Annotated in this window: 27 protein-coding genes; 20 read left to right on the top strand and 7 right to left on the bottom strand. The window is 62.1% G+C overall.

What is annotated here, in order from left to right:
• Positions 1 to 168 precede the first annotated feature (168 nt).
• Genes hslU through hslV form a run of 4 tightly spaced genes read right to left on the bottom strand, consistent with a single transcriptional unit; the run spans position 169 to position 3,186 of the window.
• Positions 169 to 1,482, bottom strand: a complete 1,314-nt coding sequence (gene hslU / locus NKJ08_RS00910; RefSeq protein WP_352522383.1) for an ATP-dependent protease ATPase subunit HslU — start codon at positions 1,480 to 1,482, stop codon at positions 169 to 171.
• A 4-nt stretch (positions 1,483 to 1,486) separates the two neighbouring features.
• Positions 1,487 to 2,083: a DUF2585 domain-containing protein gene (locus NKJ08_RS00905; RefSeq protein ID WP_352780865.1), complete on the bottom strand. Its 597-nt coding sequence runs from the start codon at positions 2,081 to 2,083 to the stop codon at positions 1,487 to 1,489.
• A 4-nt stretch (positions 2,084 to 2,087) separates the two neighbouring features.
• Positions 2,088 to 2,645, bottom strand: a complete 558-nt coding sequence (locus NKJ08_RS00900) for a GNAT family N-acetyltransferase (protein ID WP_352522385.1) — start codon at positions 2,643 to 2,645, stop codon at positions 2,088 to 2,090.
• The gene (gene hslV, locus NKJ08_RS00895) at positions 2,635 to 3,186 is read right to left on the bottom strand and encodes an ATP-dependent protease subunit HslV (RefSeq protein WP_352522386.1); all 552 of its coding nucleotides are present in this window, start codon (positions 3,184 to 3,186) and stop codon (positions 2,635 to 2,637) included. The genes NKJ08_RS00900 and hslV overlap by 11 nt, the downstream gene beginning before the upstream one ends.
• A gap of 225 nt (positions 3,187 to 3,411) precedes the next feature.
• Between hslV and hisB the strand changes: the two genes are divergently transcribed.
• From hisB to NKJ08_RS00830, 13 genes are all read left to right on the top strand, one after another.
• The gene (gene hisB / locus NKJ08_RS00890) at positions 3,412 to 4,011 is read left to right on the top strand and encodes an imidazoleglycerol-phosphate dehydratase HisB (RefSeq protein ID WP_352522387.1); all 600 of its coding nucleotides are present in this window, start codon (positions 3,412 to 3,414) and stop codon (positions 4,009 to 4,011) included.
• A 4-nt stretch (positions 4,012 to 4,015) separates the two neighbouring features.
• Entirely contained in the window at positions 4,016 to 4,489 is a 474-nt protein-coding gene (locus NKJ08_RS00885) for a DUF2628 domain-containing protein (RefSeq protein WP_352522388.1), read from the top strand.
• 1 nt (position 4,490) lies between these two features.
• Positions 4,491 to 5,141: an imidazole glycerol phosphate synthase subunit HisH gene (gene hisH, locus NKJ08_RS00880; protein WP_352522389.1), complete on the top strand. Its 651-nt coding sequence runs from the start codon at positions 4,491 to 4,493 to the stop codon at positions 5,139 to 5,141.
• A 3-nt stretch (positions 5,142 to 5,144) separates the two neighbouring features.
• Positions 5,145 to 5,435, top strand: a complete 291-nt coding sequence (locus NKJ08_RS00875; protein ID WP_352780864.1) for a DUF1330 domain-containing protein — start codon at positions 5,145 to 5,147, stop codon at positions 5,433 to 5,435.
• A gap of 2 nt (positions 5,436 to 5,437) precedes the next feature.
• Positions 5,438 to 6,181: a 1-(5-phosphoribosyl)-5-[(5-phosphoribosylamino)methylideneamino]imidazole-4-carboxamide isomerase gene (gene hisA, locus NKJ08_RS00870; RefSeq protein WP_352522391.1), complete on the top strand. Its 744-nt coding sequence runs from the start codon at positions 5,438 to 5,440 to the stop codon at positions 6,179 to 6,181.
• Positions 6,182 to 6,183: 2 nt separating this feature from the next.
• Positions 6,184 to 7,020: an arginase family protein gene (locus NKJ08_RS00865; protein WP_352522392.1), complete on the top strand. Its 837-nt coding sequence runs from the start codon at positions 6,184 to 6,186 to the stop codon at positions 7,018 to 7,020.
• Positions 7,017 to 7,811: an imidazole glycerol phosphate synthase subunit HisF gene (gene hisF / locus NKJ08_RS00860; protein WP_352522752.1), complete on the top strand. Its 795-nt coding sequence runs from the start codon at positions 7,017 to 7,019 to the stop codon at positions 7,809 to 7,811. Before NKJ08_RS00865 ends, hisF begins: the two co-directional genes overlap by 4 nt.
• 36 nt (positions 7,812 to 7,847) lie before the next feature.
• Positions 7,848 to 8,174 (top strand): phosphoribosyl-ATP diphosphatase, encoded by a 327-nt coding sequence (locus NKJ08_RS00855; RefSeq protein WP_352522393.1) that lies wholly within the window; start codon positions 7,848 to 7,850, stop codon positions 8,172 to 8,174.
• An 18-nt stretch (positions 8,175 to 8,192) separates the two neighbouring features.
• Positions 8,193 to 9,152 (top strand): type I pantothenate kinase, encoded by a 960-nt coding sequence (coaA, locus tag NKJ08_RS00850; protein ID WP_352522394.1) that lies wholly within the window; start codon positions 8,193 to 8,195, stop codon positions 9,150 to 9,152.
• Positions 9,153 to 9,228: 76 nt separating this feature from the next.
• The gene (locus tag NKJ08_RS00845; RefSeq protein WP_352780861.1) at positions 9,229 to 10,236 is read left to right on the top strand and encodes a glycosyltransferase family 2 protein; all 1,008 of its coding nucleotides are present in this window, start codon (positions 9,229 to 9,231) and stop codon (positions 10,234 to 10,236) included.
• Entirely contained in the window at positions 10,236 to 11,006 is a 771-nt protein-coding gene (locus NKJ08_RS00840; RefSeq protein ID WP_352780860.1) for a class I SAM-dependent methyltransferase, read from the top strand. Before NKJ08_RS00845 ends, NKJ08_RS00840 begins: the two co-directional genes overlap by 1 nt.
• Before the next feature lie 7 nt (positions 11,007 to 11,013).
• A complete protein-coding gene (locus tag NKJ08_RS00835) occupies positions 11,014 to 11,427 on the top strand; it encodes a GtrA family protein (protein WP_352780859.1) in 414 nt (137 codons plus the stop codon).
• Positions 11,424 to 12,983 (top strand): hypothetical protein, encoded by a 1,560-nt coding sequence (locus NKJ08_RS00830; protein WP_352780856.1) that lies wholly within the window; start codon positions 11,424 to 11,426, stop codon positions 12,981 to 12,983. Before NKJ08_RS00835 ends, NKJ08_RS00830 begins: the two co-directional genes overlap by 4 nt.
• Before the next feature lie 20 nt (positions 12,984 to 13,003).
• Here NKJ08_RS00830 and NKJ08_RS00825 read toward each other — a convergent pair whose 3' ends face one another.
• The 3 genes from NKJ08_RS00825 to NKJ08_RS00815 all read right to left on the bottom strand — a co-directional run bounded on the left by NKJ08_RS00825 (position 13,004) and on the right by NKJ08_RS00815 (position 15,894).
• Positions 13,004 to 13,621 (bottom strand): alpha-ketoglutarate-dependent dioxygenase AlkB family protein, encoded by a 618-nt coding sequence (locus NKJ08_RS00825; RefSeq protein WP_352522753.1) that lies wholly within the window; start codon positions 13,619 to 13,621, stop codon positions 13,004 to 13,006.
• Between the two features lie 144 nt (positions 13,622 to 13,765).
• Complete coding sequence (gene arfB, locus NKJ08_RS00820) at positions 13,766 to 14,203, bottom strand: alternative ribosome rescue aminoacyl-tRNA hydrolase ArfB (RefSeq protein ID WP_352522402.1); 438 nt, start codon at positions 14,201 to 14,203, stop codon at positions 13,766 to 13,768.
• Between the two features lie 80 nt (positions 14,204 to 14,283).
• Positions 14,284 to 15,894 (bottom strand): phosphoenolpyruvate carboxykinase, encoded by a 1,611-nt coding sequence (locus NKJ08_RS00815; protein WP_352780853.1) that lies wholly within the window; start codon positions 15,892 to 15,894, stop codon positions 14,284 to 14,286.
• Between the two features lie 342 nt (positions 15,895 to 16,236).
• On the opposite strand from NKJ08_RS00815, the gene NKJ08_RS00810 reads away from it, so the two are divergent.
• The 7 genes from NKJ08_RS00810 (at position 16,237) to NKJ08_RS00780 (ending at position 24,405) form a co-directional block, all read left to right on the top strand.
• Positions 16,237 to 16,938, top strand: a complete 702-nt coding sequence (locus NKJ08_RS00810) for a response regulator transcription factor (protein WP_023677547.1) — start codon at positions 16,237 to 16,239, stop codon at positions 16,936 to 16,938.
• 22 nt (positions 16,939 to 16,960) lie between these two features.
• Positions 16,961 to 18,745, top strand: a complete 1,785-nt coding sequence (locus NKJ08_RS00805) for a sensor histidine kinase (protein ID WP_352780850.1) — start codon at positions 16,961 to 16,963, stop codon at positions 18,743 to 18,745.
• Positions 18,746 to 18,776: 31 nt separating this feature from the next.
• On the top strand, positions 18,777 to 19,223 hold the full coding sequence (locus NKJ08_RS00800; RefSeq protein WP_352780848.1) for an HPr kinase/phosphorylase: 447 nt from the start codon (positions 18,777 to 18,779) through the stop codon (positions 19,221 to 19,223).
• Between the two features lie 164 nt (positions 19,224 to 19,387).
• Complete coding sequence (locus NKJ08_RS00795; protein ID WP_352522407.1) at positions 19,388 to 19,789, top strand: PTS sugar transporter subunit IIA; 402 nt, start codon at positions 19,388 to 19,390, stop codon at positions 19,787 to 19,789.
• On the top strand, positions 19,786 to 20,082 hold the full coding sequence (locus NKJ08_RS00790) for an HPr family phosphocarrier protein (protein WP_352522408.1): 297 nt from the start codon (positions 19,786 to 19,788) through the stop codon (positions 20,080 to 20,082). The genes NKJ08_RS00795 and NKJ08_RS00790 overlap by 4 nt, the downstream gene beginning before the upstream one ends.
• A 170-nt stretch (positions 20,083 to 20,252) precedes the next feature.
• Positions 20,253 to 21,653, top strand: coding sequence for an adenosylhomocysteinase (gene ahcY, locus NKJ08_RS00785; RefSeq protein ID WP_352780844.1), 1,401 nt, complete (start codon positions 20,253 to 20,255; stop codon positions 21,651 to 21,653).
• Positions 21,654 to 21,840: 187 nt separating this feature from the next.
• Entirely contained in the window at positions 21,841 to 24,405 is a 2,565-nt protein-coding gene (locus tag NKJ08_RS00780) for a sensor histidine kinase (protein ID WP_352780842.1), read from the top strand.
• Position 24,406: the final 1 nt, after the last annotated feature.

Raw genomic sequence — 24,406 nt, 5'->3', positions numbered from 1 at the left:
AATCGCCGGGCAAACTAGGTAATGCTCCAACGGGAGTCGAGAGACGCCTGCACCCGACGGGACGAAAGCTCGCCGGATGCTTCCATTTAGCCACACATCGGGGATGCCGGGCTGAATTTGGCGGAGACCGGGAGCAGTTCCCCGGCCTCTTTGAGGATGAAGCGTCTCCTACAGGATGAAACGCGACAAATCCGTGTTTCTGGAGAGGTCGCCGACATGCTTCTCCACATAGGCGGCATCGATGGTCACCGAGGTGCCGTTGCGGTCCGGTGCGTCATAGGAGATCTCGTCCAGCACCCGCTCCATCACCGTCTGCAGCCGCCTGGCGCCGATGTTCTCGACGCTTGCGTTGAGGTCAACGGCGATGCCGGCCAACGAGTCGATCGCGTCATCAGTGAAGACCAGGTCGACGCCCTCGGTCTTCATCAGCGCGATGTACTGCTTGATCAGGCTCGCTTCAGTCTCGGTGAGGATGCGGACGAAATCGTCCTTCTCCAGCGCCCGCAGCTCGACGCGGATCGGCAGGCGGCCCTGCAATTCGGGCAGCAGGTCGGATGGCTTGGCGACGTGGAATGCACCCGAAGCGATGAACAGGATGTGATCGGTCTTCACCGGCCCGTATTTGGTCGCAACCGTGGTGCCTTCGACCAGCGGCAGCAGGTCGCGCTGCACGCCCTCGCGCGACACACCGGCACCGATGCCGCCTTCGCGCGAGGCGATCTTGTCGATCTCGTCGAGGAAGACGATGCCGTCGTTCTCGGTCGATTCGAGTGCCCTGCGCACCACCTCGTCCTGATCGAGCAGCTTGTCGGACTCGTCGCCGATCAACAGCCCGTAGGACTCCTTGACGGTCGTCTTGCGCATCTTGGTTTTCTTGCCGCCCATCGCCTTCGACAGCATGTCGTTGATGTTGAGCACGCCGATATTGGCGCCCGGCATGCCGGGAATCTCGAAGCCGGGCATGCCGCCATTGCCGGTATCGGCCACTTCGACCTCGATCTCCTTGTCGTCGAGCTCGCCATCGCGCAGCTTCTTGCGGAAACTGTCGCGGGTGGCCGGGCTCGCTGTCTTGCCGACGAGCGCTTCGAGTACCCGTTCCTCGGCGTTGATGTGAGCACGCGCCTTGACGTCCTCGCGCATCTTCTCGCGCACCAGCCCGATGGCGATCTCGACCAGGTCGCGGATGATCTGCTCGACATCGCGGCCGACATAGCCGACCTCGGTGAACTTGGTGGCTTCGACCTTGACGAAAGGCGCACCGGCAAGGCGCGCCAGGCGGCGCGAAATCTCGGTCTTGCCGACACCGGTCGGGCCGATCATCAGGATGTTCTTCGGCATCACCTCTTCGCGCATCTGGCCTTCGAGCTGCTGGCGGCGCCAGCGGTTGCGCAAGGCAATCGCCACGGCACGCTTGGCGTCTTTCTGGCCGATGATGAAGCGGTCGAGTTCCGAAACGATTTCGCGGGGAGAGAATGTGCTCATGTCACTAAATTCCACTTTGCCACTGCCGAATGGACTCGAACGGATGCAGCAGCATGATCACGTTGAGTGTCAGATTGTCCCGGATGAGATAGCCGACACCGAATTCGAAGATGAGGGCGAGGGTTACGATCACCCATATAGGGAGCCTTCGCGCCATGACAAACCCCAGCACCATGGCCAGCGTATCCGACACCGAATTGATAATGCTGTCGCCATAATAGTCGAGCGAGATCGTGCCGGCGCGGTAGCGGTCGATGATGAAAGGGCTGTTCTCGAGCAGCTCCCAGCCGCCCTCGATGACGACCGCAAAGGCCAGCCTGAGCCCGATCGGCGAGCGCGGGAAAAGGAACCATGCTAGCGCATAGAACAGGAAGCCGTGAATGATGTGCGAGAAGCTGTACCAGTCGGAAATATGCTGGGAATTCTCCGAACTCTGCACGATGCCATGCCACAGCTTGACATAACCGCAGGTGCAAATCGGCGTCCGCCCCATGCCGTAAAGGGCCCCGGCCTGGAAGATGACCAGGCCGAGAACCAGCAGAAGCCCCATTCGCCAACTGTCTTCATAGGCCGAGACGGTTTTGTCGCTGGATACGCTCATGCTGCTATTGCCCCTCTTCTGCGTCGCCCACTTCGGCATCACCCTGTTCGGCGTCACCCTCGTGGGCATCAATCGCCATCAGCACGGCATCGCCATATTCCGACTTCCTGCGATCGATAGCCCTGAAACCGGCCTTTTCATAGGCACGGATAGCCCGTGCATTGGCAGGGTCCGGGTCGATGATGACGCGCGGCGCGCCTTCCTCGAAAAGCTGCTCGACGAACTGCCGGACGATCGTCGAGCCGTGACCGATCCCGACAAGCTCCGGCACGCCGATCGACAAATCGATGCCGAGCGTGCCGAACGGCTGGTCGCTATAGGGATGGCCGTCCTCAAGATGCGGATCGTAGCTCTGCAGATAGCCGATGGGTTTGCCGTCGAGCTCGACAATAAGCGGCTCGACCGAAATGCTGTCGATATGCCCGCGGATCTCTGCAATCTCGGTCCCTGGATCGTCCCACCACTCGGCGACATGCGGCTCGGCAAGCCAGCCGGCGATCATCGGCAGGTCCTTCTCGGTCACCGGCCGAAAATCATAGCGGAGACTCCGCTCAGGCGGCATCGAGCGTTTCGACGACGAAGCTGTTGTTGGTGTAAACGCAAATGTCGGACGCGATCTGCATCGCCTTGCGGGCGATCCCCTCGGCGTCCTTGTCGGTATCCATCAGGGCGCGTGCTGCGGCCAACGCGTAATTGCCGCCCGAGCCGATCGCCATGACGCCAAATTCGGGTTCCAGCACGTCGCCGGTGCCGGTCAGCGCCAGCGAGACCGACTTGTCGGCAACCAGCATCATTGCTTCCAGTCGGCGCAGATAGCGGTCGGTGCGCCAGTCCTTGGCGAGCTCGACGCAAGCGCGCGTCAGCTGGTCGGGATATTGTTCGAGCTTGGCTTCGAGCCGCTCCAGCAGCGTGAAGGCATCGGCGGTGGCGCCGGCGAAACCGGCGATGACGTTGCCGCCCTTGCCGATGCGGCGCACCTTCTTGGCGTTGCCCTTCATGATGGTCTGGCCGAGGCTGACCTGGCCGTCGCCGGCGATCACCACTTTGCCGCCCTTGCGCACGGTCAGGATGGTCGTGGCATGCATGGTCAGTTCATTCGACATTTTCTGCTCCGATCAGCACCGATCCCATCAAGGCGATTGGCGCGTTACGAGTGACTTGATCGGCCATATGTATGCATAGGCCGGATGATTGCAAACCGGCCATCCGCAGGGTCTGATATCGCTCCGCAGCGGTAACTGGCAATCGCCGGGTCATGCTGCTAGAAGGCTTTCGTTTTCAGGCATGTGAACGCCTGAACCGTGCAAACCTGAGACAAGGATGAGGTCATGGCGCCCCGTTCCGCCGAGATAAGCCGCAAGACCAAGGAAACCGATATCTCCGTGTCGGTTCAGGTCGACGGCTCGGGCAAATCCGACATTTCGACGGGCGTCGGCTTCTTCGACCATATGCTGGACCAGTTGTCGCGCCATTCGCTGATCGACATGACGGTGAAGGCCAAGGGCGACCTGCACATAGACGACCACCACACGGTCGAGGATACTGGCATCGCGCTCGGCCAGGCGCTGGCCAAGGCGCTGGGCGAGCGGCGCGGCATCATGCGCTATGGTTCGATCGATCTCGCCATGGACGAGACGCTGACGCGGGCGGCGATCGACGTCTCCGGCCGCCCTTTTCTGGTCTGGAATGTTTCGTTCTCGTCGCCGAAGATCGGCACCTTCGACACCGAGCTGGTGCGCGAATTCTTCCACGCACTGGCGCAGAATGCCGGAATCACGCTGCATATCACCAATCATTATGGTGCCAACAACCACCATATCGCCGAGACCTGCTTCAAGGCCGTGGCGCGTGCGCTGCGTTTGGCGCTTGAGCGCGACCCGCGCCAGCCGGACGCGGTTCCCTCCACCAAGGGATCCTTGAAAGGGTAGCGCCATGGCCATCTATGTCGTGATGGAGCCGCCGGGCCGCAACGGAAGAGCGGACGCTACCTTTGTCCGCGACGGTTTTGCCTGGCTCGGCTTGCTGGTGCCGCCGCTCTGGCTGGCTTGGCATCGGCTGTGGGTCGAGGCGGCATTGGCCTTTGTCGCCATGGGCCTGCTTTCGATGCTTGGCGAAAGGCTGGGCCTAGAAACCGCCGGCTCGCTTTTGTCGCTGCTTGTCTCGCTCTATGTCGGGCTGGAAGGACAGGGCCTGCGGATTGCAGCCCTTCGCCGCCGCGGCTGGCATGAGTGGGGCGTCGTCGAGGCCGACAGGCTCGACGATGCCGACATCCGCTATGCATTGGAAGCCGATGCGGATTCGAATGCACAGGCCCCTGCGCAGCGCATCGTCCCGGACGCAGCACTTGCCCGGCCGGCGCAGATGGGTATGGCGCTGGGATTGACCCATATTCCGGGAAAGCCCTGAGATGCGGGTCGCGATCATCGATTACGGGTCGGGCAATCTGCGCTCGGCCACCAAGGCCTTCGAGCGCGCCGCGCATGAAGCCGGCATCGCCGCCGCGATCGAGCTCACCGCCGATGCCGAGCGGGTCAGGACCGCCGACCGCATCGTCCTGCCGGGCGTCGGCGCCTATGCCGATTGCGCCGCTGGACTGCATGCGGTTGCCGGCATGTGGGAGGCAGTGGAGGAGGTGGCGATCGCCAAGGCGCGGCCGTTCCTCGGTATCTGCGTCGGCATGCAGCTGATGTCGGAGCGAGGATTGGAAAAGACCGTTACAAAGGGCTTTGGCTGGATCGCCGGCGACGTCAAGGAGATCACGCCGGCCGATCCGGCGCTGAAGATCCCGCAGATCGGCTGGAACACGCTCGATCTCAGGCGCAAGCACCCATTGTTTTCCGGCATTGCGACGGGCGGGAAGGGACTGCACGCCTATTTCGTCCACTCCTACCATCTCGATGCGCAGAAGGAGGATGAGGTGCTGGCGGTTGCCGACTATGGTGGCCCGGTGACGGCCGCTGTCGCGCGCGGCAATCTCGCCGGAACGCAATTCCACCCCGAGAAGAGCCAGGCACTCGGTCTCGCTTTGATCACCAACTTCCTGCAATGGAGGCCCTGAATCATGAGCAAGAAGGGCTATTGGATGGCGATGGTCGATGTCCGCGATCCCGAGATCTACAAGCAGTATATCGAGGCCAACGCCGCGGCTTTCGCGAAATACGGCGCGAAATTCCCGGTGCGAGCCGGGCGGCATACCAGCCCGGAAGGGCCGACAGGCAATCGCCATGTGCTGGTGGAATTCGAATCCTACGAGAAGGCGATGGAATGCTACGGCTCGCCTGAATACCAGGAGGTCTTGAAGTACAGGCTCGCCGGCTCGACCGGCCACTTTGTCATCGTCGAAGGCGCCTGAAGGTGATCCTGTTTCCGGCGATAGACCTCAAGGACGGCAAATGCGTGCGCCTCAAGCATGGCGACATGGCGACTGCGACGATCTACAATGACGATCCCGCCGCTCAGGCGCGCGCCTTCGAAGAGCAGGGCTTCGAATGGCTGCACGTGGTCGACCTCAACGGCGCCTTCAAGGGCCAGAGCGTCAACAGCGCAGCTGTCGGCGCCATTCTCAAGGCGACCAGCAACCCGGTGCAGCTCGGCGGCGGCATCCGCACCCTGGCGCAGATCGAGGACTGGCTCGACCGCGGGCTGGCCCGTATCATCCTCGGCACAGTGGCCGTGCGCGATCCGGATCTGGTCAGGCAGGCCTGCAAGGCATTCCCGGGCAAGATCGCCGTCGGCATCGACGCCAAGGGCGGCAAGGTCGCAGTCGAAGGCTGGGCCGAGGCCTCGAGCCTCGGCGTCGTCGAACTGGCGAAGAAATTCGAAGGCGCCGGCGTCGCCGCCATCATCTACACCGACATCGATCGCGACGGGGTGCTGACCGGCATCAACTGGGACGCCACCATCGATCTCACTGAGGCGGTTTCGATTCCGGTCATCGCCTCGGGCGGGCTTGCCTCGATCGCCGACATCGTGCGCATGACCATGCCCGATGCGCGGAAGCTCGAAGGCGCGATCTCGGGCCGCGCGCTCTACGACGGCCGCATCGACCCGGCCGAGGCGCTGGCAATCCTGCGCGGCAAGCCGATGGCAGGGGCGTGATCATGAAAGTCTCGATTATCCTCGCCCCCTATGACAGCGGGCACCATCATGAAGGGTGCGGCCAGGGGCCGGACGCCATCATCGCCGGTGGGCTCGTCGAAGCCCTGACCATGGCTCGCCACGACGTCGCCGTCGAAGATATCGGCAAGGTGGGAGACGAGCAGGGGCGCGAAATCGCAACCGGCTTCGCCGTCTGCAACGCCGTCGCGGCCAAGGTCGGCCTCGCCGGCGACGGAGGACGCTTCCCCATTGTCCTTGCTGGAAATTGCCTGACCGCCGCCGGTGCGGTGGCCGGTGAAGCGGCTGATACGATCATCTGGATCGATCAGCATGGCGATCTCAACACGCCGGAGACGTCCGCCTACGGCTTTCTCGACGGCATGGCGCTGGCGGCGACACTCGGGCTCTGCTGGCGTCCGATGACAGCAGCGATTCCGGGATTCCGGCCGATAGACCCGGTGCGCTGCATGCTGGTCGATGCCCGCGACCTCGATCCCGACGAAAAGCGCCTGCTGGAACCTTTGCCGATCGTGCGCACCGAATGTGCCGGTGCACTCGATATAGTCGGAAAGCTCACAGCGGCAGGGGCTGCCCGGGCACATTTGCATCTGGACCTGGACGTCCTCGATCCGGATGTGCTGCAGGTGAACCGCTACATGCATCCAGGCGGTCCGAGCCCCGAACAGCTGCGGCAACTTGCCTGCGGGCTGGCCAGGTCCATCCCGATCGTCGGCGTGACGCTCTCGGCCTACGACCCTGCCTTTGATTCCCAGGCCGAGATTCCGCCCGTCATCGGCCAACTGCTTGTCGATTTTCTTGCGGCGATCGAGAGAATCTGATGCTGAAAGCCCGCGTCATCCCCTGTCTCGACGTCAAGAACGGTCGCGTCGTCAAGGGCGTCAATTTCGTCGACCTGGTCGATGCCGGTGATCCCGTCGAAGCGGCAAAGGCCTATGACGCGGCCGGCGCCGACGAGCTCTGCTTTCTCGACATCACCGCCTCGTCGGAAAACCGCGAGACCATCTTCGATGTCATCGCCCGGACGGCCGAACAATGTTTCATGCCGCTGACCGTCGGCGGTGGCGTCCGTCAGGTCGCCGACATCAGGAAGCTGCTTCTCGCCGGCGCCGACAAGGTGTCGATCAACACCGCGGCGGTGAAGACCCCTAATTTTGTCGCCGAAGCAGCCGACAAATTCGGCAACCAGTGCATCGTCGTCGCTATCGATGCCAAGAAAGTGTCCGCTGCGGGCGAGGCTGATCGCTGGGAGATCTTCACCCATGGCGGCCGCGAGAAGACCGGCATCGATGCCGTCGAGTTCGCTCGGCGGATCGTCGATCTCGGCGCCGGCGAGATCCTGTTGACGTCGATGGACCGCGACGGCACCAAGGCCGGCTACGACATAGCGCTTACCCGCGCGGTCGCCGACGCCGTACGCGTGCCCGTCATCGCTTCCGGTGGCGTCGGCACGCTCGATCACATGGTCGAAGGCATTCGCGACGGCCATGCAGGCGCGGTGCTGGCAGCCTCGATCTTCCATTTCGGCACCTACAGCATCGCCGAAGCCAAGATGCATATGGCTCGAGCCGGACTGCCGATGCGGCTGGACTCGCCGGGTAATCGGTCCTAGAGCCTTTCCGGCTAAGAAGAGGCTGTAAACGGCGTCATGACTGAGTTCTCGCTCTCCGATCTGGAGAAGATCATTGGCGAACGCGCACGTTCCGGCGATCCGGATTCGTGGACGGCCAAGCTCTTTCAGCGCGGCATAGGCAAGGCGGCGCAGAAACTCGGCGAAGAGGCGGTCGAAACGGTGATCGCAGCCGTCAGCGCCGACCGGGACGCGCTTGTTTCGGAGAGCGCCGATCTCATCTATCATTGGCTTGTCGTTCTCGGCATAGCGGGCATTCCGCTGAGCGATGTGCTCAAGGAGCTCGAACACCGCACCGGTCGTTCGGGCGTCGCCGAAAAGGCGTCTCGGCTGGACCGGGGCTGATCGCTGCGGAGGAACTCGATGGACCAGCTCGCTCCTACCGAGAAGTATTCACCCTATCGGTTCTTCTCGGCCGAGCAATGGTCGCGGTTCCGCGCCGATACGCCGATGACGCTCACCGAAGACGAGATCCATCGTCTGCGGTCGCTGAATGATCCGGTCGATCTCCATGAGGTCGAGCGCATCTACCTTTCGATGTCACGGCTGTTGTCGGCTCATGTCGAAGCCAGTCAACTCCTGTTCAGGCAGCGCCAGGCCTTCTTCAACGCGCTGGACGTGGCCAAGACACCGTTCATCATCGGTGTTGCCGGTTCCGTCGCCGTCGGCAAATCCACCACGGCGCGCGTCCTAAAGGAGCTGCTGGCGCGCTGGCCGTCGAGCCCCAAGGTCGACCTGGTCACCACCGACGGTTTCCTGTTGCCGAACGAGGTCCTGCGCCGCAACAACCTGATGGAGCGCAAGGGCTTTCCCGACAGCTACGATGTCGGCGCGCTGCTGCGCTTCCTGTCCGGCATCAAATCGGCGCAGCGCAACGTCCGCGCGCCGGTCTATTCGCACCTGACCTATGACGTTATCCCGGGCGAGTTCCAGACCATCGACCGGCCGGACATCCTGATCTTCGAAGGCATCAATGTCCTGCAGCCGGGCAACTTGCCCAAGGACGGCAAGATCGTGCCTTTCCTATCGGATTTCTTTGACTTCGCCATCTATATCGATGCGGAAGAAGAGCTGATCCATCACTGGTATATTGCCCGCTTCATGCGGCTGCGCGAAACCGCCTTCCGCGACCCGGCCTCCTTCTTCCACCGCTATTCGCAACTTTCCGAGGATGCGGCCCGCGCCATCGCCGAGGGCCTGTGGGCCAACATCAATCTGAAGAATCTGCGCGAGAATATATTGCCGACGCGCGCCCGAGCCGATCTCATCCTGCGCAAGGGCGCCAACCATCTGGTCGAGGAAGTGGCGCTCCGAAAACTGTGAAATCCCGAGGCATTCCTTAAAGTCATCTTAACCCAGTCTTCCTATTGTCGGGCCTGATCTGCGGGCTCGGCAAACAATGAATGCGCCATTCCTTAATATTGATCGGCCGGCATCTGGCCGCGTCGCACGTCCGGGCAGCGGGACCGCCACGATTGCTCTGATCGTACCGGTCCACAATGAGGAAGGCGCGATTGCTCCATTTCTGAAGGCCGTGTGCGAAAGCACCGCTCCGCTGAAGAATAAAGGCGTTGCCCTCGAGTTCATCTTCGTCAACGACGGCAGCAGCGATAGAACACTCGAAAAGCTGATCGAAGCCCAAGAGGCCGATCCACGCATCCGCGTAATCGACCTTTCACGCAATTTCGGCAAGGAAGCCGCGATGACCGCCGGCCTCGACAGCTGCGATGCCGATGCAGCGATCCCCATGGATGTCGATATGCAGGATCCGCCGCATGTCATTCCGCTGCTTGTGGAAAAGTGGCGCGAGGGTTTCGAGGTCGTTCTCGCCAAGCGAGCCAATCGGTCGAGCGACAGTTTTCTCAAGCAGCGCTCCGCCTCGATGTTCTACCGCGTTCACAACTGGATCGCGCAGCAGAAGATCCCACACGATGTCGGCGACTTCCGGCTGATCGACCGTCAGGTCATCGAAGCGCTGCGCTCCTTGCCCGAACGCCGTCGTTTCATGAAGGGCTTGTTCGCCTGGGTCGGGTTCCGCACTGCAACGGTCGAATACGTCCGCGATCAGCGCATCGCCGGCCAGTCGAAATTCTCTGGCTGGAAGCTGTGGAACTTCGCGCTGGAAGGCATCACCAGCTTCTCCACCGCTCCGCTTGAAATCTGGACCTATGTCGGCGCAACGATTTCCGTGCTGTCGTTCCTCTACGGCATGCTGATTATCGCCAAGACAATGATCTTTGGCGTTGATGTGCCCGGCTACGCTTCGCTGCTGGTCAGTGTTCTTTTCCTTGGCGGCATCCAGTTGCTCGGTATCGGCATCATCGGACAGTACCTCGGCAGGGTCTACGCCGAGATCAAGCAGCGTCCGATCTACATCGTGCGCCGCAAATATGAGGGAATGGACTGATGGAGCTCGACGCCTATCGGCAGATGGCCGCCACGGAAGACGAGCATTGGTGGTTCTGCGGGCGGCGTGCCATCGCCGAGGCGGTCATTCGCAGCATCGGCCTGCCCGAAAAGGCGCGCATCGTCGAGATCGGCGCCGGCACCGGCGGCAACATCCGGATGGTCGAGCAGTTCGGCGCCGTGACGGCGGTCGAGATGAGCGATCTCGCGCGCCGGATCGCCCGGGAAAAGACCGGCCGCGACTTCCTTGCCGGACACCTGCCGGACAACATTCCTGTCGCGCCGCAAAGCTGCGACCTCGTCTGCCTGTTCGACGTGCTGGAACATGTCGCCGAAGACGAGGCTTCGCTGGCCGCGATCCGCCAAATGCTGAAACCAGGCGGCAGCGTCGTCCTTACGGTGCCCGCACACCAGTGGTTGTGGAGCACGCATGACGTGGGGTTGCATCATATGCGGCGCTATTCACGCAGCCTGCTGCGTGAACGAATTGAGAAGGCTGGCTTCACCATCGACCGGCTGAGCTATACAAATGCCGCGCTCTTTCCTGTAGCGGCACTGGCACGACTGCTGGACAGGTTGCGTACGCCAACCTTGCCAGCCGGCCATGCAACGCCGCCGAAACCACTGAATGCGGCGATGAAGGCTGTGTTTTCGGCGGAGGGCCGCATCATACCAAACGCAAGTCTGCCCTTCGGTGTTTCGCTGCTGGCGGTGTTCCGCAGGAAGGGCGCGGTCGAAACCGGTCGCCTCAACGAGAAATTGGCAGCTTGACCGCGTAATGGGCACTCGCTCGTATCGTCGACTATCGCGCTTCGCGCTGATTGGCATTGCATCGACGCTGATCTATGCCGTTTGCGCTTTCTTGCTGTCCGCGCTTCCGGGTCCCGTCCTGCCGGCTGCACTGGCTTCGGTTGCCGCCTACATCATCGCTGCGATCTTTTCCTATCTCGGCCACAAATATGTGACTTTTGTATCGCCGGGGACGCATGCGTTCGAGGCACCCCGGTTTTTCCTCCTGACTGCGCTGGGCATTGGTTTTTCCTGGTTGTTGCCCCTGGTCTTGGTCGATGGCCTTGGCACGCGACCAGTGTTGCCGATCGCCATCATCTGTGTCGCCGTGCCGGCAATCAATTACTTCATCCTCGATCGATGGGTGTTTGCCCCGGGTCCAAAGATGCCGGCAGCATCATGAGCGTCTCGGATGACGTCGGCGCCTGGAGTCGGTGGCGCAGCCAGGATTTGGCAGAATCGCTGGTTTCCAGCCGCAGTGTTTTTGCCTTCGCTGCAATCACGGTCCTCTCAATCGCTTGGCAGATGCGCTGGGGAACCATTCCGGATACGAGTTGGCTGACCACTGTCTGCGAGCGTATGCTCTCCGGTGAGCGGCTTTACTCGCAAATCCACGAGACCAACCCGCCATTCAGTGTATGGCTCTATTTACCGCCGGTGGCTGCGGCCAGGATGCTGGGGGTTGCTCCCGAAATCCTGGTTCAGGCTTGGACATACCTGGCCGCATTGATCGGGCTTTTATTCTCCGGCGCCATCATCAAACGCGCCGGGTTCACGGAAACGCGCTTGCTGTTTGCGCTGGGCCCGGCCTTCTACGCGATGCTGGTCATCTTCCCGGGCAACGTCTTCAGTGAGCGCGAGCACATCGGCATCGCGCTGTTCATGCCGCTGCTGGCGCTGCATGCCTGGCGGGCGCGAAAAGAGGCAAGCACGCAACCAAGCTCAGGTCTCGCCGGGCTGGCCGGCCTTTCTGGCGGGGCGCTTCTGCTGATCAAGCCTTATTATGCGATCATGGTGCTGGCGCCGGCGCTGCTCGTTGCAGCGCATCGGCGCAGCCTAAGACCGGTGTTCGCCCTGGAACACTGGGTGATCGGCGGCGTTTGCATCGCCTACCTGGCAGCGGTCACCCTGATCTATCCGGAATTCCTGCGCGACGTCTATCCGCAGCTGGCGGACGTTTATGCTCAAGAGCGCATCTTTCTGCCGATTGTGGCGTGCTACGGTATAACCTGCTGGTGTCTCCCGTTGCTGATCTGGTGGTTGTGGCCGACTGGGCGTTTTCCAGAACTGGCGGCTATAGCGCTAGCAGCGTCGATTGCCGGCTTGTTCCCGCTGTTCTACCAGGCCAAAGGCTGGACCTATCACGCCTATCCCACGATTTTTTACGCCATAGCGACCATTCTTTGCTTGCTGGCTTTGCCGAGAAGCGAGCGGCAACCGGTATGGCTGCTCTCTCGTATCGGGGTTCCTCCGCGGGCCTTGGTGCTGGTGGGGGTTGCGGCCGCTTTCTTGCCGTACTCGACCGTCGAGCAAACGGACTACGTGTTGGCTGATGCCATTCGCGCCGCAACCGATCGACCAACCGTTGCATTGATCAGCCCGGATCTTTCCGCCGGACATCCGCTGAGCCGCATGGTCGACGGCCAGTTCGTTTCGACGCATGTCAGCGATTGGCTCGGAGCGTATTCGCTCGATCTGTCTCGGCGGGCGGCTCTCTCCGGCGATGCCAGCGAGGCGGCGCGTTACCAAGCCATCATGGTGCGCTATGCCGAAAGCAAACGTGAAGAATTTGAGCGACTGCGACCCGATGTCATCATCTTCCAGGATGACGGCCCTTGGACACGCCAGTTGATCGAGCGTTTTGGCTTCGACGCCATTCTGGCCCGCTACCGCGTGCTCGCCGAAGACAAGCGCCTACGCATCTACCTGCGTAACGATTATGTTCGCCCCAGCCCCTAGCCCGTCCGATTCCATCGGCTTTACATCGCTTTAGTCACCCGCCTCAGCGTCAGATTAATCCGGCCGCCGTTCTTGAGCAACGCCGAGGTCGACGGGTAGATGCGGTCGACGCCGTGAAAGCAGAGCCGCCCTTCGCCGCCAAGCACGACGACGTCGCCGCTCTTCAGCCTGAACGATTTGGTGGCGCCGTCGCGCGTGGTCTGGCCGACCCGGAACAGGCAATCGTCGCCGAGTGAGACCGAGACGACAGGTGCGGAGAGATCGATCTCGTCACGGTCCTGGTGAAGACCCATCTTGGCGTCCTGCGAATAGAAATTGATCAGGCAGGCCTGCGGCGGGTGCGCATGGCCAGACACGTCTCGCCACAGTTCGAGCAGTACCTCCGGGATCGGCGGCCAAGGTCTCCCGGTCACCGGGTGGGTCGGCTGGTAGCGATAGCCTTGCTCCTTGTCGGTGACCCAGCCCAGCGGGCCGCAATTGGTCATGCGCACGCTCATCTCCTTGCCGGTGCGCGGCATTGCCGGCACGAACAGCGGGGCTTCCTGCACGACTTTCCTGACATCTTCCACCAGCGCTTCCTGCGAGGCACGCGACAGGTAGCCGGGCATATGGCGGACGCCTTTGGGCAGCACGAGCATCAGCTTGATCGTTTCATTGGGTCTTTTGAGAAAATGATGCCACCAACTCATGAAGACGGCGACCCGAAATCCGCCTCCGACAGTGGCTGCGAACCTTACACCGGCGATCTGGAATCCGAAGCCGCTTCGGCAGCGCCGCGGCCGTCAATCATCCTCGACCCGGCCGCGCAGCTTCTTGATCGAGCCGCGCCCGGCTTTGCCCTTTAGCCGTCTTTCGACCGCGCCCTTGGATGGCCTGGTCTTCTTGCGTGGCGGTGGCGGTGGTTCGGCGGCCTTGGCGACCAGTGCCGTCAGCCGCGCGCGGGCGTCGGCCCGGTTCTGCTCCTGCGTGCGGAAGCGTCCGGCTTCGATGACAACGACGCCGTCCTTGGTGGCGCGCTGGCCGGCGAGCTTGATGGTCCGATCGCGCACGCGCTCCGACAGGCCCGGTGCATTGGCGGCATCGAAGCGCAATTGCACCGCCGTCGCCACCTTGTTGACGTTCTGGCCGCCCGGGCCGGACGAACGGATGAAGTCCTCGTGCAGGTCGCCCGGATTAATCACCGCATCGTCGGTAATGATGATCTTGTCGTCGGCGTTCATGCCGCAGTCATGGCGCGGCAGGCGAAAAAAGAAAAGGCCCGATCGAAACCGGGCCTTGAAGCGTCGCCATGTGGCGGGGGCTATTCCGCTGCGACCTGCATGCGTGGTGCAGAGCCGAGTACGGTGGCGTCGACATGGGCTTCGAACTTTTCGAAATTGTCGACGAACATACCGACCAGCCTTGCCGCTTGCCGGTCATAGGCGGGCTTGTCGATCCAGGTCGATCTCGGGTCGAGAATGGTGCGGTCGACGCCGGCAACCGTCACCGGTACGTCAAACCCGAAATTGGCGTCGGTCCTGAAGTCGGCCGCTTTCAGCGAACCGTCGAGCGCTGCCGCAAGCAGCGCCCGCGTTGCCTTGATCGGCATCCGTTTGCCGGTGCCGTAGGCGCCGCCGGTCCAGCCGGTGTTGACCAGCCAGCAATCGACACCGTGGCATGCGATAAGCTCGCGCAGCAGATTGCCGTATTCCGATGGATGCCGCGGCATGAACGGTGCGCCGAAGCAGGTCGAAAATGTCGCTTCGGGTTCGGTCACGCCCTTCTCGGTCCCCGCCACCTTGGCGGTATAGCCGGAGAGGAAATGGTACATGGCCTGCGCCGGGGTCAGCCGCGCGATCGGCGGCATCACGCCGAATGCGTCGGCGGTCAGCATGATGATGTTCTTCGGGTGGTTGGCGCGCCCCGTCTTGCTGGCGTTTGGAATGAAGTCGAGCGGGTAGGCGCAGCGCGTGTTTTCGGTCAGCCCGCCATCGTCGAAATCCGGCACACGGCCGGTGTCGAGCGCTACATTTTCCAGCACCGTGCCGAAGCGCTGGGTGGTGGCGAAGATCTCCGGCTCGGCTTCGGCGGAAAGCTTGATCGTCTTGGCATAGCAGCCGCCTTCGAAATTGAAGATGCCATGCGGTCCCCAGCCATGCTCGTCATCACCGATCAGCGTCCGCGACGGGTCGGCCGACAACGTCGTCTTGCCGGTCCCGGAAAGGCCGAAGAAAACGGCCGCGTCGCCGGCCGGCCCTTCATTGGCCGAGCAATGCATCGGCATCACGCCTTTTGCCGGCAGCAGATAGTTAAGCACGGTGAACACCGACTTCTTCATTTCGCCGGCATAGGAGGTGCCCCCGATCAACACGATCATGCGCGAAAGATCGACGGCAATCACCGTTTCGCCGCGCGTGCCGTGGCGGGCGGGATCGGCGCGGAACGACGGCAGGTCGATGATCGTCAAATCGGGCACGAAATGCTCGAGTTCGGCGGCTGCCGGCCGGATGAGCAGATTGCGGATGAACAAGGAGTGCCAGGCAAGCTCCGTGATCACCCTGGTCGGCAGCTTCAGTTCCTCGTCGGCACCGCCGACCAGGTCCTGTACATAAAGGTCCTTTTCGGCTGCATGGAGGCGAAAATCTCCAAGCAGCGCATCGAACTGGACCGGCGAAATCGCCTTGTTGTTGTCCCACCACACATGCGGTGCGGTGCTTTCGTCGCGCACCACGAATTTGTCCCTGGGCGAGCGGCCGGTGTGCTGCCCGGTTTCGGCGGCAAGCGCGCCATGGGCGGTGAGTCGGGCCTCGCCGCGGCGGATTGCCTCCTCGTACAGCGCAGCCGCGCCGAAATTATAGCGCACCACGCCCGTGGTTCTCAGGCCGATCCGATCGATTGCGCATGCAGGATTGCGTTTGCCGGCTTCCGACATGGGTGTCCCTTCTTCGATTTACCGCGTCTTTACCGGCGAATTTCCGGAACCCCAATTGCAGGAGCTAAAAACGTCAAAATCAGAAAAGGCGAATGATATCAAATCATTAATCGATTTAAATATTTTGAAAGTTGTTTAAATCGTTTATATGTGCGAAAACATTGGTGGTTGCCCAAAGGATTGGCGATGTTCATTCGTCCAATCCATATCGAGGTACAATTGTGGCTGCCGGCATGCCGCGCGTGACAGCGGATAGAGTCTATGCCACATTTTGTACCTAATTTGTCCTGCAAAAGCCCCTTCTCGACGAAAGAAGGGACAGCTATGAGGGAGCCGCTTGAAATGGCAACAATCGCGCTTGTCGACGACGATCGCAACATTCTGACTTCGGTTTCTATCGCCCTCGAATCCGAGGGTTATCGGGTCGAAACCTACACGGATGGGGCGTCGGCGCTGGAGGGGCTGGCGGCGCGCCCGCCGAACCTCGCCATCCTCGACATCAAGATGCCGCGCATGGACGGCATGGAGCTGCTGCGCCGGATGCGTCAGAAATCCGACCTGCCGGTGATCTTCCTGACCTCCAAGGACGACGAGATCGATGAACTGTTCGGCCTCAAGATGGGCGCCGACGACTTCATCCGCAAACCCTTCTCGCAGCGTCTTCTGGTCGAACGCGTCCGCGCCGTGCTGCGCCGCGCCAGCACCCGCGAGGCGGCTGCCAAGGCGCCCAACCAGCAGGCTCGATCGCTTGAGCGCGGCCAGCTTGTCATGGACCAGGAGCGCCACACCTGCACCTGGAAGGGCGAGCCGGTGACGCTTACTGTCACCGAGTTCCTCATCCTGCATTCGCTGGCCCAGCGTCCGGGCGTCGTAAAAAGCCGTGATGCGCTGATGGATTCGGCTTATGATGAGCAGGTCTATGTCGATGACCGCACCATCGACAGTCACATCAAGCGGCTGCGCAAAAAGTTCAAGGCCGTCGATGATGACTTCGAAATGATCGAAACCCTTTACGGAGTCGGATATCGGTTCCGCGAAGCTTGAGTCGAGCGGGAGCTGCTATTCGATGGCAGTGGAAGTAGAGCGAGTGAGACGGTCGGGCGCCGCCAGGCGCCCGCCGCGGATTCTGCCCGCCTTCGTGTCGAAAATCACGGTGCCGATGCGCCGATTTCTCGGCCATCACATCTTTTCCAGCCTGACGCGGCGCATCCTCTTTCTCAACCTTGCCGGCCTTGCTGTCCTGGTCACCGGCATTCTCTATCTCAACACCTTTCGTGACGGGCTGATCGACGCCCGTGTCGAAAGCCTGATGACCCAGGGCGAGATCATCGCCGGGGCGATCGCCGCATCGGCGACGGTCGAGACCGATTCGATCAGCATCGATCCGGAGAAGCTGCTCGAGTTGCAGGCCGGCGAAAGCCTCGGCCCGGGCTCCGATCAGCTCGACAACCTCGATTTCCCGATCAATCCGGAGCGCGTGGCGCCGGTGCTCAGGCGGTTGATCTCGCCGACGCGGACGCGCGCCCGCATTTACGACCGCGACGCCAACCTGCTGCTCGATTCCCGCCATCTCTATTCGCGCGGCCAGATCCTTCGCTACGACCTGCCGCCGGTCGAAGAGGAAAAGCCCGACCTTCTGGAGCGCATCCAGAAATTCGTCTTCGATTTCTTCCGCAACAAGCAGCTGCCCGTCTATCGCGAGCAGCCGGGTGGCAACGGCGCCGCGTTTCCGGAAGTGGTCAAGGCGCTTACCGGCAGTCCGTCGACTATCGTGCGGATCTCGGAGCAGGGCGAGCAGATCGTTTCTGTGGCGGTGCCGATCCAGCGCTTCCGTGCCGTTCTCGGCGTGCTGATGCTGTCGACCGAAGGCGGCGACATCGACAAGATCGTCGCGGCCGAGCGCAAGGCGATCCTGCGCGTGTTCGGCATCGCCGCCCTGGTTACCGCCATCCTGTCGATGCTGCTGGCCTCCACCATCGCCAATCCGCTGCGCCGGCTTTCCGCGGCAGCCGTCAGGGTTCGCCGCGGTGTCAAGAACCGCGAGGAAATCCCCGACTTCTCCGATCGGCAGGACGAGATCGGCAATCTGTCGATCGCCGTGCGCGACATGACCAATGCGCTCTACGCCCGCATCGAGGCGATCGAAAGTTTTGCCGCGGATGTCTCGCACGAGTTGAAGAACCCGCTCACCTCGCTGCGCAGCGCGGTGGAGACATTGCCGCTGGCCAAGAACGACAATTCGCGCAGCCGGCTGATGGACATCATCCAGCACGATGTGAGGCGGCTGGACCGCCTGATCACCGATATTTCCGATGCCTCCCGTCTTGATGCCGAGCTCGCGCGGGAAGACGCGGGAACCGTCGACCTGAAGAAGTTCATCACCGATCTGGTCGCCGTCTCGCGCGAGGCGACGCGCAACAAGAAGGCGGTCGAGATCGAATTCAAGGTCGCCAAACTGTCGCAGGGCGTGAAAGGCTACTTCGTCGTCGGCCATGATCTGAGGATCGGCCAGGTGATCACCAATTTGATCGAGAACGCCCGCTCGTTCGTTCCCGAAGAACGTGGCCACATCACCATATCGCTGGCGCGCGCCGGCAAGTTCAATATCGTCACCATCGACGACAACGGCCCCGGCATCCGGGCCGACAACATCGATCGCATTTTCGAGCGGTTCTATACCGACCGGCCGGCCGGTGAGGCGTTCGGCCAGAACTCGGGCCTTGGCCTGTCGATCAGCCGGCAGATCGTCGAAGCGCATGGCGGCACGCTGAGCGCCGAGAACATCCCGGGCACCAAGCCCGGCGAGATCAAGGGCGCGCGCTTCGTGGTGACGCTGCCGGCCGAAGGCTGACACATGAATTCCAATCACGCCTGGTCAAATTGTGCAGCCTGAAAACATTCACGGCACTGCGATCCTCATCGGTGATCGCGGCATTCTCATCACCGGACCGTCCGGCTTGGGCAAGACTACGCTGGCGCTCACCTTGATCGATCATTGTAGACAGCGCGGGTTGTTTTCCCGGCTGATCGGCGATGACCAGCTCTATGCCGCCGTTCGCCAAGGGCGGCTGGTCTGCCGCGCGCCTGCCAGCATCGCCGGCCTCGTCGAAGTGCCGGGATTCGGCCCAAAACCGATACCGTTTGAGCCGGGCTGCGTGATCGACCTCGTTGTCCGACTGGTGCCGGCCGGCAAGATGGTCCGCTTCCAGGAAGATTTGACAGAGATCATAGCTGGCGTTCCAGTGCCGCGCATCGATCTTGCCGGGCGCAACGTCGCGGCGGCCCTGTCGGCAGTGATGTCGCGCCTGTCGATTGCGCCTTTCCTGTGATCCAATCTCGATTTTTTGCTGCAATGCGTCAAATTGGCTTGGGCCGGCGCAATTTTGGGCTTGTCAACGGGCCTTGCGTCGACAAGATAGCGCTCCCGCCACCTGGGATGGTCGGCGAGCATAAAATGCGCCTGTGAAGCGGCGATGACGGGAGCCACCAAAGAATGATCGGACTCGTGCTTGTAACGCACGGTCAACTGGCCGCCGAGTTCCGCCATGCCGTGGAACACGTCGTTGGGCCACAAGACAATTTCGAGACCGTGGCGATCGGTGCCGACGACGATATGGAACAGCGCCGCCGCGACATTATCGACGCGGTCGGGCGGGTCGATACGGGATCGGGCGTCATCGTTTTGACCGACATGTTCGGTGGCACGCCCTCCAACCTCGCCATTTCGGTGATGGAATCCGGCCGCATCGAGGTCATTGCCGGCATGAACCTGCCGATGCTGATCAAGCTGTCCAGCGTTCGCAAAGGCGACAACATGACGGCCGCGCTGGATGAGGCACAGGCTGCCGGCCGCAAATACATCAATGTCGCCAGTCAGCTCCTGAGCAGCAAATGAGCGCACTGTTGCCGGAAAAGGACAAGATCGTTCGCGACTTTCCGATTGTTAATCAGCGCGGCCTGCATGCGCGCGCCTCGGCCAAGTTCGTTCAAATTGCCAGCGGCTTCAATGCCACGGTCCAGGTCGAGAAGGACGGCGTCAAGGTCGGCGGCACCTCGATCATGGGCCTGATGATGTTGGCGGCGAGCCCCGGCTATTCGATCCGCGTCACCGCCAGCGGCCCGGAGGCCGAAGAGGTCATCGAGGCGCTGGAGCAATTGGTTGCTTCCCGTTTCGGCGAGGAAAGCTGACGGCGCCCTCTCGCGCCGGGTCGTCGCCGAAGACATGCACGGATAAAGATTTCTTTATATCCCATTGTCGTCCAACTCTCGATCTGCTAGTCAGGCCGGCAACTCGCGCCTTTCGACACGCCTTTCGGGGCAGGCGCGTCCCGCAATCAATTCTTGATCGGAGCACTGCCATGATGGGTAGCAAGGACTATGTGGTCGCAGACATCGCGCTTGCCGGCTGGGGCCGCAAGGAGATCGAGATCGCCGAAACCGAAATGCCGGGCCTGATGGCCTGCCGCGAGGAATTCGGCGACAAGAAGCCGCTCAAGGGAGCGCGCATCACCGGCTCGCTGCATATGACCATCCAGACGGCGGTGCTGATCGAAACGCTTAAGGCGCTCGGCGCCGATATCCGCTGGGCTTCCTGCAACATCTTCTCGACCCAGGACCACGCCGCCGCGGCCATTGCCGAGGCCGGCATTCCGGTGTTTGCCGTCAAGGGCGAGACGCTCGAGGACTATTGGGTCTACACCGACAAGATCTTCCAGTGGGCCGATGGCGGCACCTCCAACATGATCCTCGACGATGGTGGCGATGCCACCATGTACATCCTGATCGGCGCCCGCGCCGAGGCCGGCGAGGATGTGCTGTCCAATCCGGGCAGCGAAGAGGAAGAGATCCTGTTTGCCCAGATCAAGAAGCGCATGCAGGCATCGCCCGGCTTCTTCACCAAGCAGAAGGAAGCGATCCGCGGCGTCACCGAAGAAACGACGACCGGCGTCAACCGGCTCTACCAACTGCAGAAGAAGAGCCTGCTGCCGTTTCCGGCGATCAACGTCAATGATTCCGTGACCAAGTCGAAATTCGACAACAAATATGGCTGCAAGGAATCGCTTGTCGACGGCATTCGCCGCGGCACCGACACGATGATGGCCGGCAAGGTCGCCGTCGTCTGCGGCTATGGCGATGTCGGCAAGGGTTCGTCGGCTTCGCTCAAGGGCGCCGGCGCCCGCGTCAAGGTCACCGAGGTCGATCCGATCTGCGCGCTGCAGGCGGCGATGGACGGTTTCGAGGTGGTCACGCTCGAAGACGCGGCACCGACGGCCGACATCGTCATCACCACCACCGGCAACAAGGACGTCGTTACCCTCGACCACATGCGCCTGATGAAGGATATGGTAATCGTCGGCAACATCGGTCACTTCGACAACGAGATCCAGGTGGCGTCGCTGCGCAACCTGAAGTGGACCAACATCAAGCCTCAGGTCGATATGATCACCTTCCCGGACGGCAAGCGGATGATCCTTTTGTCGGAAGGCCGTCTCCTCAACCTCGGCAACGCCACCGGCCACCCGAGCTTCGTCATGTCGGCGTCCTTCACCAACCAGGTGTTGGCCCAGATCGAGCTGTACACCAAGCCCGGCCAGTACCAGAACCAGGTCTACGTCCTGCCGAAGCATCTCGACGAAAAGGTCGCGCGCCTGCATCTCGACAAGCTCGGTGCCCGCCTGACCGAACTGTCCGGCGAACAGGCCGCCTATATCGGCGTCACCCCACAGGGACCGTTCAAGCCGGAACACTACCGCTATTAACCACGGCGGCGCTTGCCACTAGATATTGAAGCCGGGCGATTGACTTTTCGCCCGGCTTTATTTTTGCGCTGATTGATTCTTCACGCCGATTCGCGCAAGCGCTATGGTGCTGATTCGCGGTCCGGGGACGAGGCCCGGCGCACGCATCAGGGCGGTCTTGCATTCAGGCGGCGAAGAGGACCAAGACATGCCGGGGGATAACCCGCCTTGCGCGGGACAGGCCGTTTCCGGCGGCCGAAACGATTCGAAGACCACAGGCTCCGCTGCCAGGGGCGGCAGCCTTTTATGGCGCGCCGGCAGCCGCGTCGGGGTGCTGCTTGCTTCTTCGGCGCTGGCTGGTCCGCTGCTTGGCTTTGCAGCACATGCCCAAACCCGCGTGGCGCAAAAAGCCGGGCTGTCGGTCAGCACGGTCGAGGTCATGCAACTCGCCATGTTCGTCGGCGTCATGGGGGCGGCATTGCTGTCGGCCATCGTTCTGATCCGCGAAAGGGCGCGCACCTCGGCGGAAAATGCCGAACTCAGGACCCGCATCGCCGACGTCAATGCCGCGCTGCAGCGCTCAGAGGCGCTGCTCCATTCCCGCGACCAGCGCGTGGTCGTATGGGCTGCCGAAAACAAGAAACCCGAGCTTGTCGGGACATTGCCGATCGAGAGCGGCGCGCCGGAGGACCGTGCTGCCTTCCTGGCGTTCGGCCGCTGGCTGATGCCGCGTTCGGCGGCGGCGCTCGAGCACGCCGTGGCGGCACTGCGGGAAAAGGCAAAGCCCTTCGATCTCGTCATCGAATCGCAGGCCGGCCAGCCGCTCGAGGTTCATGGCCGCAAGAGTGCGGCGCATGTGCTGGTTCGCTTCGTCTCGCTTTCGGAGACACAGCGAAGCCAGGCCAGGCTGAAGATCGAGAACCAGCGCCTCGCCGCCGACCATGAGACCCTGATCGGGCTTCTGGATGCGCTCAAGATGCCGTCATGGCTGCGCACCGTCGACGGGCGGCTGAAATGGGTCAATCGGTCCTATGCCGAAGCGGTCGAGGCCGTGAATGCCGAAGCGGCGGTTCGTGATGGCAAGGAATTCCTCGGCGGCCAGGCGCGCGAGACGATCGCTGCGCAGCACAAGTCGCATCCCGTCTTCGAACAGACGCTCTCCACGGTGATCGAAGGCGACCGACGTAGGTTTGCCGTGACCGATTTTGCCGGGGCGGACGGTTCGGCTGGTCTTGCCTGCGACATCAGCGCCATCGAGGCCATCCGTGGCGAATATGAGCGGACCGTGCAGAGCCACGCCGATACGCTCGATCAGCTCAACACAGCCGTGGCGATTTTCGATACCGACGAGAAATTGCGGTTTTTCAATCAGGCGTTCCAGAAACTATGGGGCCTCGACAGCGGCTTCCTGCACAGCGCGCCGGATAACGCCTTGCTGCTCGACCGCCTACGCAGCGAAGGCAAGATCGCCGAGCAGCCCGAATGGCGGCGCTGGAAAGAGAGCTTGCTCGGCGCTTACCGCGCGGTTGAATCGCAGGAGCATTGGTGGCATCTGCCGGACGGCAAGACCATTCGCGTCGTCGCCAACCCGCAGCCCAAGGGCGGCGTGACCTGGGTGTTCGAGAACCTGACCGAGAAGATGGACCTTGAAAGCCGCTACCAGACCGCGGTACGGGTCCAGGGCGAGACGCTCGACAACCTCGCCGAAGGCGTCGCTGTGTTCGGCCCCGACGGCAGGCTGAGATTGTCGAACCCGGCTTTTGCCGCACTGTGGGGGCTGGATGCCGATGCCTCAAAACCCAACGTCCATGTCTCGACGATCCGCGACCTTTGCGACCGCCGTGCCGTCGACAGTCCGTGGGGCGGGTTCGTTGCCGCCATCACCGGCTTCGACGACGAGCGCCGCGACCGTCACGGCCAGACCGAATTGAACAACGGCACTGTTTTGCGCTACGCGGCAATCCCTTTGCCCAACGGCCAGGTGATGATGACCTTCGTCGACGTTACCGACAGCGTCAATGTCGAGCGGGCGCTGAAGGACAAGAACGAGGCGCTGGAAAAGTCCGACCAGATCAAGAACGAGTTCGTGCAGCACGTCTCCTATGAGCTGCGCTCGCCACTCACCAACATCATCGGCTTTACCGAGCTTCTTTCACTGCCGTCGACTGGCCCGTTGAATCAGAAGCAACGCGAATATGTCGGGCATGTCGGCTCGTCCTCCTCGGTCCTGCTCACCATCGTCAACGACATCCTCGATCTGGCGACGGTGGATGCCGGAATCATGGAACTCGACATTTCCGAAGTTCACATCGATCGAACCATTACAGCCGCCGCCGAACTGGTCGCCGACCGGCTGGAGGAACATGCGATCAAGCTTAGGATCGACGCGGCGGCCGCGCCGAAAACCTTCCACGGCGACGAGATCCGCATCCGCCAGATCCTCTACAATCTGCTCAGCAATGCCGCCAATTACGCACCGGAGGCGAGCACCATAACGCTCGCCTGCCGCCAACTTGCCGACGGCGTGGAATTTTCCGTTCACGATGACGGCCCCGGCATGCCGCCGGACCTGCTTGACTCGGTGTTCCGGCGCTTCGAGCCGCGCACCAATGGCGGTCGCCGCCGTGGCGCCGGGCTCGGCCTGTCGATCGTCAAGAGCTTTGTCGAACTGCATGGCGGCAGCGTCCGCATCGAGACAGGCAGGGATAAGGGCACCACGGTTATTTGCGCCTTTCCCGACACGCCGTCCGGCATCCGCGCGGCGGCCGAGTAGC

Source organism: Mesorhizobium sp. M0244 (assembly GCF_040321795.1).
Classification (GTDB): domain Bacteria; phylum Pseudomonadota; class Alphaproteobacteria; order Rhizobiales; family Rhizobiaceae; genus Mesorhizobium.
Note: the sequence above shows the minus strand (reverse complement) of the source record. Positions and strands in the feature narration are given on the sequence as shown.

Coding starts and splice junctions, on each gene's coding strand:
- hslU (WP_352522383.1), bottom strand. CDS start 1,482: ATGAGCACATTCTCTCCCCGCGAAATCGTTTCGGAACTCGACCGCTTC.
- NKJ08_RS00905 (WP_352780865.1), bottom strand. CDS start 2,083: ATGAGCGTATCCAGCGACAAAACCGTCTCGGCCTATGAAGACAGTTGG.
- NKJ08_RS00900 (WP_352522385.1), bottom strand. CDS start 2,645: ATGCCGCCTGAGCGGAGTCTCCGCTATGATTTTCGGCCGGTGACCGAG.
- hslV (WP_352522386.1), bottom strand. CDS start 3,186: ATGTCGAATGAACTGACCATGCATGCCACGACCATCCTGACCGTGCGC.
- hisB (WP_352522387.1), top strand. CDS start 3,412: ATGGCGCCCCGTTCCGCCGAGATAAGCCGCAAGACCAAGGAAACCGAT.
- NKJ08_RS00885 (WP_352522388.1), top strand. CDS start 4,016: ATGGCCATCTATGTCGTGATGGAGCCGCCGGGCCGCAACGGAAGAGCG.
- hisH (WP_352522389.1), top strand. CDS start 4,491: ATGCGGGTCGCGATCATCGATTACGGGTCGGGCAATCTGCGCTCGGCC.
- NKJ08_RS00875 (WP_352780864.1), top strand. CDS start 5,145: ATGAGCAAGAAGGGCTATTGGATGGCGATGGTCGATGTCCGCGATCCC.
- NKJ08_RS00865 (WP_352522392.1), top strand. CDS start 6,184: ATGAAAGTCTCGATTATCCTCGCCCCCTATGACAGCGGGCACCATCAT.
- NKJ08_RS00855 (WP_352522393.1), top strand. CDS start 7,848: ATGACTGAGTTCTCGCTCTCCGATCTGGAGAAGATCATTGGCGAACGC.
- coaA (WP_352522394.1), top strand. CDS start 8,193: ATGGACCAGCTCGCTCCTACCGAGAAGTATTCACCCTATCGGTTCTTC.
- NKJ08_RS00845 (WP_352780861.1), top strand. CDS start 9,229: ATGAATGCGCCATTCCTTAATATTGATCGGCCGGCATCTGGCCGCGTC.
- NKJ08_RS00840 (WP_352780860.1), top strand. CDS start 10,236: ATGGAGCTCGACGCCTATCGGCAGATGGCCGCCACGGAAGACGAGCAT.
- NKJ08_RS00835 (WP_352780859.1), top strand. CDS start 11,014: ATGGGCACTCGCTCGTATCGTCGACTATCGCGCTTCGCGCTGATTGGC.
- NKJ08_RS00830 (WP_352780856.1), top strand. CDS start 11,424: ATGAGCGTCTCGGATGACGTCGGCGCCTGGAGTCGGTGGCGCAGCCAG.
- NKJ08_RS00825 (WP_352522753.1), bottom strand. CDS start 13,621: ATGCTCGTGCTGCCCAAAGGCGTCCGCCATATGCCCGGCTACCTGTCG.
- arfB (WP_352522402.1), bottom strand. CDS start 14,203: ATGAACGCCGACGACAAGATCATCATTACCGACGATGCGGTGATTAAT.
- NKJ08_RS00815 (WP_352780853.1), bottom strand. CDS start 15,894: ATGTCGGAAGCCGGCAAACGCAATCCTGCATGCGCAATCGATCGGATC.
- NKJ08_RS00810 (WP_023677547.1), top strand. CDS start 16,237: ATGGCAACAATCGCGCTTGTCGACGACGATCGCAACATTCTGACTTCG.
- NKJ08_RS00805 (WP_352780850.1), top strand. CDS start 16,961: ATGGCAGTGGAAGTAGAGCGAGTGAGACGGTCGGGCGCCGCCAGGCGC.
- NKJ08_RS00795 (WP_352522407.1), top strand. CDS start 19,388: ATGATCGGACTCGTGCTTGTAACGCACGGTCAACTGGCCGCCGAGTTC.
- NKJ08_RS00790 (WP_352522408.1), top strand. CDS start 19,786: ATGAGCGCACTGTTGCCGGAAAAGGACAAGATCGTTCGCGACTTTCCG.
- ahcY (WP_352780844.1), top strand. CDS start 20,253: ATGATGGGTAGCAAGGACTATGTGGTCGCAGACATCGCGCTTGCCGGC.
- NKJ08_RS00780 (WP_352780842.1), top strand. CDS start 21,841: ATGCCGGGGGATAACCCGCCTTGCGCGGGACAGGCCGTTTCCGGCGGC.